This is a genomic window from Stenotrophomonas sp. YJH_SMC_27 (genome assembly GCF_059369815.1).
In genome coordinates this window covers 128,642-141,552 of the sequence record NZ_JCAFTA010000010.1, presented here as the reverse complement: position 1 = coordinate 141,552, position 12,911 = coordinate 128,642, and the positions used below count along the sequence as shown (strand labels likewise).

At 66.5% G+C, this 12,911-nt stretch carries 11 protein-coding genes; 7 read left to right on the top strand and 4 right to left on the bottom strand.

Annotation, left to right across the window (positions count from 1 at the left end):
* Window positions 1–100 precede the first annotated feature (100 nt).
* The 3 genes from AC5P7R_RS15850 (at window position 101) to AC5P7R_RS15840 (ending at window position 3,457) form a co-directional block, all read left to right on the top strand.
* Window positions 101–862 carry a gamma-glutamyl-gamma-aminobutyrate hydrolase family protein gene (locus AC5P7R_RS15850; RefSeq protein ID WP_021203557.1) on the top strand — a complete coding sequence of 254 codons (762 nt, stop codon included), beginning with the start codon at window positions 101–103 and terminating at the stop codon, window positions 860–862.
* Window positions 859–2,256, top strand: a complete 1,398-nt coding sequence (locus tag AC5P7R_RS15845) for a glutamine synthetase family protein (protein ID WP_021203558.1) — start codon at window positions 859–861, stop codon at window positions 2,254–2,256. The genes AC5P7R_RS15850 and AC5P7R_RS15845 overlap by 4 nt, the downstream gene beginning before the upstream one ends.
* Before the next feature lie 91 nt (window positions 2,257–2,347).
* A complete protein-coding gene (locus AC5P7R_RS15840) occupies window positions 2,348–3,457 on the top strand; it encodes a polyamine ABC transporter substrate-binding protein (protein WP_019659050.1) in 1,110 nt (369 codons plus the stop codon).
* Between the two features lie 38 nt (window positions 3,458–3,495).
* On the opposite strand, the gene AC5P7R_RS15835 is transcribed toward AC5P7R_RS15840, so the two are convergent.
* Window positions 3,496–4,878 (bottom strand): flavin-containing monooxygenase, encoded by a 1,383-nt coding sequence (locus AC5P7R_RS15835; protein ID WP_180832776.1) that lies wholly within the window; start codon window positions 4,876–4,878, stop codon window positions 3,496–3,498.
* Window positions 4,879–5,169: 291 nt separating this feature from the next.
* On the opposite strand from AC5P7R_RS15835, the gene AC5P7R_RS15830 reads away from it, so the two are divergent.
* The 4 genes from AC5P7R_RS15830 to AC5P7R_RS15815 all read left to right on the top strand — a co-directional run bounded on the left by AC5P7R_RS15830 (window position 5,170) and on the right by AC5P7R_RS15815 (window position 9,522).
* Complete coding sequence (locus AC5P7R_RS15830) at window positions 5,170–6,306, top strand: ABC transporter ATP-binding protein (RefSeq protein WP_005415926.1); 1,137 nt, start codon at window positions 5,170–5,172, stop codon at window positions 6,304–6,306.
* A complete protein-coding gene (locus AC5P7R_RS15825; protein WP_111097890.1) occupies window positions 6,303–7,235 on the top strand; it encodes an ABC transporter permease subunit in 933 nt (310 codons plus the stop codon). Before AC5P7R_RS15830 ends, AC5P7R_RS15825 begins: the two co-directional genes overlap by 4 nt.
* Window positions 7,232–8,074 carry an ABC transporter permease subunit gene (locus AC5P7R_RS15820; RefSeq protein WP_227853853.1) on the top strand — a complete coding sequence of 281 codons (843 nt, stop codon included), beginning with the start codon at window positions 7,232–7,234 and terminating at the stop codon, window positions 8,072–8,074. Before AC5P7R_RS15825 ends, AC5P7R_RS15820 begins: the two co-directional genes overlap by 4 nt.
* Before the next feature lie 83 nt (window positions 8,075–8,157).
* Window positions 8,158–9,522, top strand: coding sequence for an NAD-dependent succinate-semialdehyde dehydrogenase (locus tag AC5P7R_RS15815; protein WP_227853854.1), 1,365 nt, complete (start codon window positions 8,158–8,160; stop codon window positions 9,520–9,522).
* Between the two features lie 167 nt (window positions 9,523–9,689).
* Here AC5P7R_RS15815 and AC5P7R_RS15810 read toward each other — a convergent pair whose 3' ends face one another.
* The 3 genes from AC5P7R_RS15810 to AC5P7R_RS15800 are packed head-to-tail and all read right to left on the bottom strand — an operon-like array spanning window position 9,690 to window position 12,847.
* Window positions 9,690–10,712 (bottom strand): magnesium and cobalt transport protein CorA, encoded by a 1,023-nt coding sequence (locus AC5P7R_RS15810; protein WP_019659045.1) that lies wholly within the window; start codon window positions 10,710–10,712, stop codon window positions 9,690–9,692.
* A gap of 6 nt (window positions 10,713–10,718) precedes the next feature.
* Window positions 10,719–11,969 (bottom strand): lipoprotein N-acyltransferase Lnb domain-containing protein, encoded by a 1,251-nt coding sequence (locus AC5P7R_RS15805; protein ID WP_495214033.1) that lies wholly within the window; start codon window positions 11,967–11,969, stop codon window positions 10,719–10,721.
* Window positions 11,966–12,847, bottom strand: a complete 882-nt coding sequence (locus tag AC5P7R_RS15800) for a CorC family transporter (RefSeq protein ID WP_180832778.1) — start codon at window positions 12,845–12,847, stop codon at window positions 11,966–11,968. Before AC5P7R_RS15800 ends, AC5P7R_RS15805 begins: the two co-directional genes overlap by 4 nt.
* Between the last annotated feature and the right edge of the window lie 64 nt (window positions 12,848–12,911).

Genomic DNA, 12,911 nt, shown 5'->3' with positions numbered 1-12,911 from the left:
GCGTAGTTTCGCCGATGCGTGACAGCCATGGTGTGACGGCGACGACTTGCCGCCTTCGCCGGGCGACGGGTAACGTGTCGGCACGTCAAGGAGTTTTTCCATGCGCCGCCTGCCCTGGGTGGGCCTGCCCACCGACAGTACCGTGCTCGGCCATCACCGCTTCGCGGCGGCCGGCGAGAAGTACGTGCGCGCGCTGGCCGAGGCCGCCGAAGTGACCCCGGTGGTACTGCCGAGCCTGCAGCCTCCTTTGCCGGCTGGCGACTGGCTGCAGGGGCTTGATGGCCTGCTGTTGACCGGCGCGGTCAGCAACATCGAACCGCGGCACTACGAGGGCGGTCGCAGCTGGCCGGGCAATCTGCATGACCCGGCCCGTGATGCCAATGCGTTCGCGTTGCTGCGTGAGGCTTTGGCGCAGGATCTTCCGGTACTGGCGATCTGCCGCGGCTTCCAGGAACTGAACGTCGCGCTGGGTGGCAGCCTGCATCCGCAGGTGCATGCGGTGCCGGGCCTGGCTGACCATCGCGAAGACCCGCAGGCGCCGGTGGAGGTGCAGTATGGGCCGGCCCATGCGATCACCCTGGCTACCGATGGCTGGTTGGCGCAGTGGCACGGCAGTGATCGGGCGCAGGTCAATTCGGTGCACGGGCAGGGCATTGCCCGCCTCGCGCAGGGCCTGCAGGTCGAGGCCGTGGCCGACGATGGGCTGGTCGAAGCGGCACGCAGCCTGCACCATCGTTTCGTGCTCGGCGTACAGTGGCACCCGGAGTGGCGTGTCATGCAGGCGCCGTTCTATCACGCTATTTTCCGTGCGTTCGGCCAGGCTTGCCGGCAGCACCAACAGAACCGACTGGATTCCCGATGAGTTCCCGAACGCGCCCGCGCAAGACGGCCACGCCCCCCGCACCGCAGGAAAGCAGCCTGCTGCGCTGGCTGAAGGAACGGCGCATCACCGAGGTGGAATGCCTGGTGCCGGACATCACCGGCAACGCGCGCGGCAAGATCATTCCCGCCGACAAGTTCTCGCACGACTACGGCACGCGCCTGCCTGAGGGCATCTTCGCCACCACCGTCACCGGCGAGTTCCCTGACGATTACTACGAGCTGACCTCGCCGTCCGACTCGGACATGATGCTGCGCCCCGATCCGGACACGGTGCGCATGGTGCCGTGGGCGGCCGACGCCACCGCGCAGGTCATCCACGATTGCTACACCAAGAGCGGTGAGCCGCACGAACTGGCGCCGCGCAACGTGCTGCGCCGCGTGCTGGCAGCCTACGCCGAGCTGGGCCTGCGCCCGGTGGTGGCGCCGGAGCTTGAGTTCTTCCTGGTGCAGAAGAACACCGACCCGGACTTCCCGCTGCTGCCACCGGCCGGCCGCTCCGGGCGCCCGGAGACCGCGCGGCAGTCGTACTCGATCGACGCGGTCAACGAATTCGACCCGATCCTCGACCTGATGTACGACTACGCCGATGCGATGAAGCTGGACGTGGACACGCTGATCCACGAATCGGGCGCGGCGCAGCTGGAGGTCAACTTCACCCATGCCGATGCGATGGACCTGGCCGACCAGGTATTCCTGTTCAAGCGCACCATGCGCGAGGCGGCGATGCGCCACGGCGTGTATGCCACCTTCCTGGCCAAGCCGATGGAGAACGAGCCGGGCAGTGCCATGCACATCCACCAGAGCCTGGTGCGGATGAGTGACGGCAGCAACGTTTTTGCCGGTGATTCCGATGCCGAGGGCGAGTTCAGCCCAGTGTTCGGCCATTACCTGGGTGGCCTGCAGAAGTACGCGCCGCAGGCGATGGCGTTCTTCGCGCCGAACGTGAACTCCTACCGCCGCCTGGTGTTCGGCGAGGTCTCGCCGAGCAACGTGCACTGGGGCTTCGACAACCGTACCTGCGGGCTGCGCGTGCCGCTGGATACGCCGGAAAACATGCGCGTGGAGAGCCGTTTCGCCGGCTCCGACGCCAACCCGTACCTGGCAATGGCGGCGACCCTGGCCTGCGGCCTGCTCGGCATCCGCGAGCGGTTGGCGCCGGACGCGCCGGTGACCGGCAGCGCGAAGGAACTGGGCTACAACCTGCCGCGCTCGCTGGGCGAGGCGCTGGACGGGCTGGAGCAGTGCAGCGAGCTCCAGGCCCTGCTGGGCGAGCGTTTCTGCCGCGCCTACATCTCGGTCAAGCGCAAGGAATACGAGACCTTTTTCCGCGTCATCAGCTCGTGGGAGCGCGAGTTCCTGCTGCTGAACGTCTGAGCATCTGGAATAGAAAAATCCGCCGCCGGGGGGTAGGCTGGCACCCGTCGCCGGCACCACCGGCCCCCCTTCCCGCATTCTGGAGCACCCGATGAAGCTGCGTATCCTCACGCTCGGCCTGGCCTCCGCCATGCTTGCCGCCTGTGGCGGTGGCAACGGCGGCGCGCAGGACAGCCAGGTCCTGAACGTCTACAACTACAGCGATTACATCGCCGAGGACACCATTCCGACCTTCGAGAAGGAGAGCGGGATCAAGGTGACCTACGATGTGTTCGACAGCGATGAGATGGTCGAGACCAAGCTGCTGGCCGGCAACAGCGGCTACGACGTGGTGGTGCCGACGCTGAACTTCTTCGGCCGCCAGATCCAGGCCGGCGTGTTCCTGCCGCTGGACAAGAGCAAGATCCCGAACCTGGCCAACCTCGATCCGGCGGTGATGAAGCGCATCGCCACCCAGGATCCGGGCAACCAGTACGGCGTGCCGTACATGATCGGCACCACCGGCATCGGCTACAACGTGGACATGCTGAAGCAGCGCTTCGGCGGCAGCACCGACATCGCCAACAGCTGGGACCTGGTGTTCAAGCCGGAGAACATCAGCAAGATGAAGGACTGCGGCGTGACCATCCTGGACACGCCGGCCGACATGATCCCGATCGCGCTGCATTACCTGGGCCTGGACCCGCACAGCGGCGACCCGGCCGAACTGCAGAAGGCGGCCGACCTGCTGAAGTCGATCCGCCCGTACGTTCAGAATTTCCACTCCTCGCAGTACGTGGGTTCGCTGGCCAACGGCGGTACCTGCCTGGTGGTCGGCTGGTCCGGTGACATCATCCAGGCCCGCGACCGCGCCGAGGAAGCCAGCAATGGCGTGCACGTGGCTTATTCGATCCCGAAGGAAGGTGCGCCGCAGTGGTTCGACATGCTGGCGATCCCGAAGGACGCCAAGCACCCGGAAGCGGCTTACAGGTTCATCAACTACCTGCTGGAACCGAAGGTCGCTGCGGCCAACACCAACTTCATCCACTACGCCAACCCGATCCCGACCGCAACGCCGCTGGTGGACGAGGCGATCCGCACCGACCCGACCATCTATCCGCCGGCGGATGTTGCCGAGAAGATGTTCACCTACTCGATCAACACGCCGGAGACCGACAAGCTCTACACCCGGCTGTGGACCGAGGTGAAGACCGGCCGCTGAGCCGGTCTGGCGCCGTCGGGCCTTGCCCGGCGGCTCCCTTAACCTGCGCCGAAGCCGGTACTCCCGCTTCGGCCAAGGTGCTGCAGGATGGCCGGCAGCAGGTCGCGTGCGTCGCGGCCGCCGTTGCACAGGAACGACGAACTCATCCGCTGCAGGTTGTGCATGCCGATGAAGAACAGCCCCGGCTGCGGGGAAACACCGAAGTCGCCAAGCGGATAGCCGTGTGCATCCAGCACGCCCTGCATGTCGAGCCAGGGCCATTCGGCGACGAAGCCGGTGGCCAGTACCACCGCGCGGATCCCCGCAGCCTTCAGGTCCAGCTTGCATGGGGACGGTTCCGGCTCCCAGTGCAGGTAGACCTCTTCGGGAATGTAGCGGGCATCGTCGGTGCGCGGTTCGGGCCGCGTGGCGTAGTACGCGCTGGCCAGCGAATCGAGATAGGCATATTCGGCCCGCGTCGCCTCGATCGCGGTATGCAGCTGCGGGCGGACATCGGCGAAGCGGGCGGTGTTTCCGCTGAATTCCTGCAACCGGCCCAGCAACCTGATGCCTGCGCGGTGCATCGCCAACAGGCTGATCGAACTGCCCAGGCCGGCGCCTCCCTTGCCGGAAATCAGGGGGAACTCCGCGGTGCGGGCCTTGCGCAGCGCGTCCGGCTCGCCTGCCAGTACGGCCGCCGATTGGCTTACGTGTTGATGGATGCGCCCGGCCATGTCCCACCAGGTCATCGAGTCCTTGCCGCGCAGCCGACGGGTGTGCGAATGACGATCGGCCAATGACCAGTACACGCTGCGACCACCGTCGCGCAGGTCCTGGGCGATCTGCGCGCCGGACTGGCCGCCGCCGATGACCAGCACCGCGCCCTCGGGTAGCTGGCCGGGACCGCGGTAGTCGCTGGAGTGCAGCATGGTGAGGCCTGGTGCGGGCGCGAACGGGGCCCGGGGCAACCGCGCCCGGCGGTATTCACCGGTGGCAACCACCACCGCCTGGGCATGGATCAGTCCCCGGCTGCTGTCGATGGCATAGCCACCGGACTCGGGCCCGACCCGATGGACCACGCACCCTTCGCTGATCGGCAACGAGCGCTCGTCGGCATAGTCGCGCAGCCGTCGGATCACTTCCGGGGCCCCCATGAACCCTTCCGGGTCATCCCCGGTATAGGCATGGCCATGCAGGGCCATGGTCGCGTTGGCGGTGTTGGTCTGGAACGAATCCCAGCGTCGCCGCCAGCTGGCACCCACGGTTTCGGCCTCCAGCACGCGATGCTCGACGCCGGCCTCCTGCAGGAGCGCGCTGAGCGACAACCCGGCCTGGCCGGCGCCGATGATGACCAGCGGCAGCCGTGCAGGCAGGCAGCCTGGCAGGCGGGGCGGGAAAGGGGAGGGGCTGTCCGGGGAAATCACCAGGGTCGGTCCATGCAAGGCCTAGATCCGGGGCATTGCGCGGGGAATGCCCCGGGCTTTCAATGGATCCCGCTCTGAAAAATGTTGCAGATCGGGCCGCCGCCCGTGGTGTCTGGCCGGGACGGCCGTCCGGGCGTCGAGGAGAGCCCGGGCCTTCCGGCGGACAGGCCACCATGGCGGGGGAAAACCGACACACCTCGGGAGGCCTGGGCGCGCCAGCGGCCGCTTCCACCCACTGCCGTCATATCCCCTTCGGCCCCCGGCCGTTAGAATGGCCGCCGCTGTCCACCGCCCGCTCCCGGAGCCCCCATGCCCGTTGAAGCCCAGCCGGTAGCCGCCGTCGTCGACACGACCGGTGCGCCCGGCTATCTCTCCATTCGTGATCTGCGCAAGGAATTCGACGGATTCGTCGCCGTCGACGACGTCAACCTGGACGTGCGCAAGGGCGAGATCTTTGCCCTGCTCGGTGGCTCCGGCAGTGGTAAATCGACCCTGCTGCGCTGTCTGGGCGGCTTCGAGACGCCCACCAAGGGCAGCATCACCGTCGATGGCCAGCGCCTGGACGCGCTGCCGCCGTACCAGCGGCCGGTCAACATGATGTTCCAGTCCTATGCCCTGTTCCCGCACATGACGGTCGAGCAGAACATCGCCTTCGGCCTGAAGCAGGATGGCCTGGGCAAGGACGCGATCAGCAAGCGCGTCGGCGAGATGCTCGACCTGGTGCAGATGGGCCACCTGGGCAAGCGCAAGCCGCACCAGCTGTCCGGTGGCCAGCAGCAGCGCGTGGCGCTGGCGCGGTCGCTGGCCAAGGGGCCGAAGCTGCTGCTGCTGGACGAGCCGATGGGCGCGCTGGACAAGAAGCTGCGCTCGCAGATGCAGCTGGAACTGGTCAGCATCATCGAGTCGTCGGGCGTGACCTGCGTGATGGTCACCCACGACCAGGAAGAAGCGATGACCATGGCCACCCGCATCGCGGTGATGGATGCCGGCTGGATCCAGCAGGTCGGCAAGCCGGACGAGGTCTACGAGCAGCCGGCCAACCGCTTCGTCGCCGAGTTCATCGGTTCGGTCAACCTGTTTGACGGGGTGATCGACGAGGACCTGCCCGAGTACGTGACCGTGCGCTCGCCGCTGTTCCCGGCGCCGATCTACATTGCCCATGGCATCACCTGCTATGAAGGGCAGCCGGTCGCGTTCGCGCTGCGCCCGGAGAAGGTGATGATCGGCAAGGACGAGCCGGAAGGGCACACCAACAAGGCGCAGGGCGTGATCGAGGACATCGCCTATTTCGGCAGCCATTCGGTCTACCACGTGCGGCTGCCCAGCGGCGCCAAGGTGCTGGCCAATTTCGCCAATTCGCAGCGCTGGGCCAGTGATGGCTTCACCTGGGGCGACGAGGTGTGGGTGCACTGGCGCGACAACGACGGCGTGGTGCTCACCTCATGAGCGTCGCCGGCCTGAAGCGCTGGCTGCCGGGGCTGCGTGCCACGGTGATCGGCATTCCGTACCTGTGGCTGCTGCTGTTCTTCGCAGTGCCGTTCCTGATCGTGCTGATGATCAGCTTCTCGCTCAGCCGGGTCGGCTCGCCGCCGTATACCTGGCTGCTGCAGTACGCCGACGGCGGTTTCTCGCTGAAGCTGAACCTGGAAAACTACCTGGCGCTGTTCCGCGATTCGATCTATGCCCAGGCGTTCCTGAGCTCGATCAGGATCGCGGCGATCTCCACCTTCTTCACCCTGCTGATCGGCTATCCGATGGCCTATGCCATCGCGCGCCTGTCGCCCGCCGCTCGCAACGTGGCGATGATGCTGGTGGTGCTGCCGTCGTGGACCTCGTTCCTGATCCGCGTGTATGCGTGGAAGGCGATCCTGGACCGCAACGGCCTGCTCGACCAGTTCCTGCAGTTCACCGGCCTGCAGGCGCTGATGACGTCGATGGGCCTGCCGAAACTGCAGCTGATCGACACCCCGACCGCCGCCTACATCGGCATCGTCTACTGCTATCTGCCGTTCATGGTGCTGCCGCTGTACGCCAATCTGGTCAAGCATGACCATCGCCTGCTGGAAGCGGCCTACGACCTCGGTGCCAAGCCGTGGCAGGCGTTCCTGCGCATCACCCTGCCGTTGTCGAAGGCGGGCATCATCGCCGGCTGCATGCTGGTGATGATCCCGGCGGTGGGTGAATTCGTGATCCCGGAAATGCTCGGTGGTTCGGAGACACTGATGGTCGGCCGCCAGCTGTGGAACGAGTTCTTCAACAACCGCAACTGGCCGGGCGCGTCGGCGATGGCGGTGGCGATGATCCTGTTGCTGCTGGTGCCGATCCTGCTGTTCAACCGTTCCCAGCAGCGCCTGCTGGAAGGGAAGCAGGCATGAGCCCGCGTACCGCCAAGGGCCTGGGGCTGGGCGTGCTGCTGCTGGGCTTCGCCTTCCTGTACCTGCCGATTCTGCTGTTGATGTTCTATTCGTTCAACAGCTCGCGGCTGGCGATGGTCTGGGCCGGGTTCTCCACCCGCGCCTACAGCGACCTGTTCGCCGACCGCGCGCTGATGGAGGCGATGTGGACCAGCCTGGTGGTGGCGTTCTGGACTGCGTGTACCGCTACTGTGCTGGGTACGCTGGCGGCGATGGTGATGACCCGCTTCAACCGCTTCCGTGGCAAGCCGCTGTTCGGTGCGCTGGTCACCGCGCCGCTGGTGATGCCGGATGTGATCCTGGGCTTCTCGCTGATGGCGCTGCTGGCCTCGATGGGCGCGATTCCCGGCTTCCCGGCGCGCGGCCTGGCCACCATCTGGATCGCCCACGTCACCTTCACCCTGTGCTTCGTCACCGTGGTGGTGTCTTCGCGCCTGCAGGAAATGGATCTGTCGCTGGAAGAAGCCGCGATGGACCTCGGGGCCAGCCGGCTGACCGTGTTCACCCGCATCACCCTGCCGATCATCGCGCCGGCGCTGGTGGCGGGCTGGCTGCTGGCGTTCACCCTGTCGCTGGATGACGTGGTGGTGGCCAGCTTCGTCGCCACGCCGGGCTCGACCACGCTGCCGATGAAGGTGTTCGCGTCGGTGCGCATGGGCATCAGCCCGAAGATCAATGCACTGGCCACGCTGCTGGTGTCGGCGGTATCGATCGCCGCGGTGATCGGCTGGTACATCAATGCCCGCGCCGAGAAGCGGCGCCAGCGCGACCTGCAGCTGGCGCGGCAGGACAACGGCTGAGTACACGATCCGTCCACTGTGCCGGCAACACCCGGCTCACGGCCGGCGACGCACAATGGGGGTCTTCCAGATGGAGATCCCCCATGACCGTCGAGATCATCGACCCGGCCACCGGCCAGGTGACCTACCGCCATGAACTGATGGGCGCTGCCGACATCGAGCAGCGCCTGCAGGCCGCCGCCGATGCCTTCCCCGGCTGGGCCGAGCGTTCACTGCAGGAACGCGGCGCGATCCTGCGCCAGATCGCGGCGCAGCTGCGCACGCGCCGCGACGACCTGCAGCAGGCGATGACCCACGAGATGGGCAAGCTCAAGGCCGAGGCGCTGGCCGAGGTCGACAAGTGCGCGGCGGCCTGCGAGTACTACGCCGACCACGCGGCCGACTACCTCAAGCCGCAGCTGATCGATACCGAAGCCCAGCGCAGCTACGTGCGCTACGAGCCGATCGGCTGCGTGTTCGCGGTGATGCCGTGGAATTTCCCGATCTGGCAGGTGTTCCGTTTCCTCGCCCCGGCGTTCATGGCTGGCAACGTCGCCCTGCTCAAGCACGCCAGCAACGTGCCGCAGTGCGCCGACCTGATCCTGGCGGTGTGCCGTGACGGCGGCCTGCCTGATGGCGTGTTCGACGTGCTGCACATCGACAACGACCAGGCCGCCGATGTGCTGCGCGACGCACGGGTGAAGGCGGTGACGCTGACCGGCAGCGAGCGGGCAGGGCGCTCGATCGCCTCCAATGCCGGCAGCCAGCTGAAGAAGTCGGTGATGGAGCTGGGTGGCAGCGATGCCTTCGTGGTGCTCGACGATGCCGACCTCGACAAGACCGTGGCCGCAGCGGTGAAGTCGCGCTTCGACAACAGCGGCCAGACCTGCATCGCGGCCAAGCGCTTCATCGTGGTCGAGGCGGTGGCCGATGAGTTCACCCGTCGCTTTGTGCAGGCGGCGGGCGAGCGCCAGTACGGCGATCCCGATAAGCCTGGCACCACGCTGGCACCGATGGCTCGCGCCGACCTGCGTGACGAACTGCACAAGCAGGTGCAGGCCAGCGTGGCCAAGGGCGCGCGGGTGCTGATCGGTGGTGAGCCGATAGCCGGCACCCATGCCGGCTATCCGGCCACGGTGCTCGACCAGGTCGGCCCGGGCATGCCGGCGTATGACGAGGAGCTGTTCGGGCCGGTGGCCGCGGTGATCCGGGTCAAGGATGAGGCCGAGGCACTGCGCGTGGCCAACGACACCCGCTTCGGCCTGGGCGGCAGCGTGTGGACCGGCGATCCGGTACGCGGCGAGCGCTTCGCGCAGCGCATGGAATGCGGTGCGGCGTTCGTCAACGCCATCGTCAAGAGCGACGCGCGGCTGCCGTTCGGCGGCAGCAAGCAGTCAGGCTTTGGTCGGGAGCTGGCTGACCATGGCATCCATGAGTTCATGAACATCAAGACCGTCTACGTGGCTTGATCCCGAGCGGTAGTGCCGGTCGCTGGCCTGCATTGCCCTGATTGCCGGCCAGCGGCCGGCACTACCAGAAGCGGGTCATGTGCCACCACCAACGGTCGGGGCCTACCGGATTGCGGGGTATCGACGCCCCCCGTGCATGGTGGGTATCGACCGTTGGTCGATACGCGCTACAACCACTTCGCGCGCTTGAACAGCCGGTACAGCCCTACGCAGACGCCGCCCACGCCAACGATCATCAGTGGGTAGGCCCACGGTTGGCTCAGCTCCGGCATGTGGCTGAAGTTCATGCCGTACCAGCTGGTGATCAGCGTCGGTGCCGCCAAGAGTGCGGCCCACGCACCCAGCCGCTTGACCGTCTCGCCCTGCGCCAGTGTCACCAGCGAAAGGTTCACGCTCAGCGCGGTGCCCAGCATCTCACGCAGGGTGTCGATCACATCGCTGATGCGCACCGCATGGTCATGCACGTCACGCACGTACAGCTTCACTTCGTCCGGGATCAGTTCGCCCTGGTAGCGGCGCAGCTGCGCAAGCACGTCCTGCAGTGGCGCCACTGCCATGCGCATCTTGTTCAGTTCGCGCTTGAGCTCGTACAGGCGCACCACGGTGCTGCGCTTGTAATTCTCGGCGAAGATGTCCTTCTCCAGCAGGTCCAGGGTATCGCGGAAGCGGTGCACGATCGGCAGGTAGTTGTCGACCACGAAGTCGGTCACCGCATACAGGCAGTACGACGGGCCCATTTTCAGCAGCTGCGGCTCGCGCTCGACGCGTGCGCGCACTGGCGCGTAGGACAGCGAGGCGCCGTGGCGCACCGTCACCAGGAAGCGCGGGCCGAGGAAGGCATGGGTTTCGCCATACTGGATGCGCTCGTCGACCATCTGCGCGGTGGTCACCACCACGAACAGCGAATTGCCGTAGGTCTCGACCTTGGGCCGCTGGTGTGCGTTGCGCGCGTCTTCGATGGCCAGGTCGTGCAGGCAGAATTCTTCCTGCAGTTTCAGCAGCACATCGTCGTTGGGATCGTACAGGCCGACCCACACGAAGCCATTGCCACTGGCGATGACATCGCTGATGGCGTCCAGGCTGATGTCGTGGCGTTTGCCCTCGTCATCGTAGTGGACGCAGTTGATGACGCAGGTAGGGTTGGCCGAAGCCGGGGCGGAAGCGGAGGCGGGCAATGACATGCCCGCCATCGTGCGTCAGGGCCGTGTTTCGGACAAGTGAGGACGGCGCCCCAGCACCCACGCCAGGGCCGCGTGCACCGGCAGCAGCAGCACGATCCACTGCACGTTGTACTGGGCCTGCAGGCTCAGCCAGTGCAGCACCAGTGCGGCCACCGCCTGTACCGCCAGCAGCCACAACATGATGCTGAACATGCGTCCCGGCATGCTCCGGCGCAGCAGCGCGATCGCACCGGGCAGCAGCAGCACGGCCAGCGGCGAAAGCAGCAGCAGGTTGCGGTTTGCCCACGCGGCGTAGTGGATGCTGAAGCCCCACAGGAACACCAGCACGCCACCCAACAGAGCGCACAGCAGCCAGAACGGCAGTGCCAGCCCGGCCAGCAGGCGCGGGCGGTTGCGCAGCGCCAGCACGCCAGCGGCGATCACCAGGCCGCACAGCAGCCACGGCCACCAGCGGCGTGCGAACTCCTTCGGCTCCGGATCGATGCGGTGCGGCAACAGTTCCTGTTCGGACTGCACCAGCGGCCGGCCATCGCTGTTGCGTGCCTGGCGCAGGGCATCGGCCAGGCGCATCGGGACGAACGCTTCCTGCCAGCGCGACAGCGGCTGGTCGGCGAACGGCCCCAGGCCCACATCGAAGCCCAGCCACATCCATGGTGCCGGCGAGGCCAGACGGACCGATTCACTGCGATAGGTGTTGCCACGCGAGCGCCCCGACAGCTGCGACTGCAGGCCACCACCCAACGCCTTGTCGAGGGTGTCGCGCACCATCGTGGCGCAATTGGCGGTGTAATAGTCGTAGTGGTAGCGCGCGTTTTCCGGCTTGGCCCGCTCGGCCAGGTCAGCGGCCAGCGCACGCGCCTGGTCCGGGCGCAGGTCCAGCCATTGCACGCTGGCACCGCGGCCGGTCTCGTCGTAGTACGACAGGTCCTGCTGCAGCGGCAGCGCCACCAGGTAATACATCATGTCGCCACGTGCGAAGCGGCTGATGAAATCGTCCTCGGAGGGGTCGAAGTAGCCGAAGTTGTACGAGGTTGCGTCGCCGCTGAGCGGATCGACCACCACGATGGCGTCATGGCCGAAGCGTTCGAAGAACACCGTGCCCGGCTGCATGGTCACCACGCCGATGCGCGGAGCAGGGGCTTCAGCGCTGGCCGCGGGCACGGCAGGTGTGGCCGGCGCCGGCTGCGCGAAGGCGGCCAGCGGCAGGGCCATGGCCAACACGTAGAGTGTCAGCCACACCATGAGGATCAGGCCGCGGCGCTTCAAGCGTCGTCCTGCACGTCCGGCGGCAGCACGGTCACGTGGAAGGCCTGTACCCGGCGCGCATCGGCGCGGGCTACGCGGAACATGAAGCGGTCCAGTGCCAGCTCATCGCCGACTTCCGGCAGATGGCCCACGGCCTCGGTGACCAGGCCACCGATCGTGTCGTAATCCTCGTCGGAGAACATTGCGCCGAAACGCTCGTTGAAGTCGCCGATCGGGGTCAGCGCGTCGACCACGTACTGTCCGTCGGACTGGATGGCGATCTGCGCCGACGGGTCCTCGGCCTCGTCATGCTCGTCGTCGATCTCGCCGACGATCTGTTCCAGCACGTCCTCGATGGTGACCAGGCCGGCGACACCGCCGTACTCGTCGACCACGATGGCCATGTGGTTGCGCGACAGGCGGAACTCCTTCAGCAGCACGTTGAGCTTCTTCGCCTCCGGAATCAGCACTGCCGGGCGCAGCAGCTCGCGTACGTTGGCCGGGCCGTTGTCGGCGACCACGCCGCGCAGCAGGTCCTTGGCCAGCAGGATGCCAAGGATGTCGTCCTTGTTCTCGCCGTGTACCGGGAAGCGTGAATGGCCGGATTCGACCACCTGCTTCATCAGTTCCAGGAAAGGCGCTTCAACCGGCAGCGAGACCATCTGCGAGCGCGAGATCATCACGTCGCCCACGGTCAGCTCGGCCACCGAAATGGCGCCTTCCATCATCTTCAGGGTATCGGCGGCGATCAGGCCTTCTTCCTGCGCGGTGTGCAGGACAGCGACCAGCTCGTCGCGGGTATGGGGTTCGCCGGAGAAGGCGGAGGTCAGGCGTTCAAGCCAGCCGCGCTTCTTTTCACTGTGCTCCGCAGGGGAGCTACTACTGTCGTCTTCTGACATCTCTGGAAAAAAGGCACCCGGCAGGCCGGGCGTTGACCCAAGTCTAGCAGGATGTGACGGCCTG

What these genes read in the sequence shown, in the direction of transcription:
- AC5P7R_RS15810 (WP_019659045.1), bottom strand. Translation starts at nt 10,712, where the DNA reads ATGGCGGGCATGTCATTGCCCGCCTCCGCTTCCGCCCCGGCTTCGGCC.
- AC5P7R_RS15825 (WP_111097890.1), top strand. Translation starts at nt 6,303, where the DNA reads ATGAGCGTCGCCGGCCTGAAGCGCTGGCTGCCGGGGCTGCGTGCCACG.
- AC5P7R_RS15845 (WP_021203558.1), top strand. Translation starts at nt 859, where the DNA reads ATGAGTTCCCGAACGCGCCCGCGCAAGACGGCCACGCCCCCCGCACCG.
- AC5P7R_RS15820 (WP_227853853.1), top strand. Translation starts at nt 7,232, where the DNA reads ATGAGCCCGCGTACCGCCAAGGGCCTGGGGCTGGGCGTGCTGCTGCTG.
- AC5P7R_RS15815 (WP_227853854.1), top strand. Translation starts at nt 8,158, where the DNA reads ATGACCGTCGAGATCATCGACCCGGCCACCGGCCAGGTGACCTACCGC.
- AC5P7R_RS15800 (WP_180832778.1), bottom strand. Translation starts at nt 12,847, where the DNA reads ATGTCAGAAGACGACAGTAGTAGCTCCCCTGCGGAGCACAGTGAAAAG.
- AC5P7R_RS15830 (WP_005415926.1), top strand. Translation starts at nt 5,170, where the DNA reads ATGCCCGTTGAAGCCCAGCCGGTAGCCGCCGTCGTCGACACGACCGGT.
- AC5P7R_RS15840 (WP_019659050.1), top strand. Translation starts at nt 2,348, where the DNA reads ATGAAGCTGCGTATCCTCACGCTCGGCCTGGCCTCCGCCATGCTTGCC.
- AC5P7R_RS15850 (WP_021203557.1), top strand. Translation starts at nt 101, where the DNA reads ATGCGCCGCCTGCCCTGGGTGGGCCTGCCCACCGACAGTACCGTGCTC.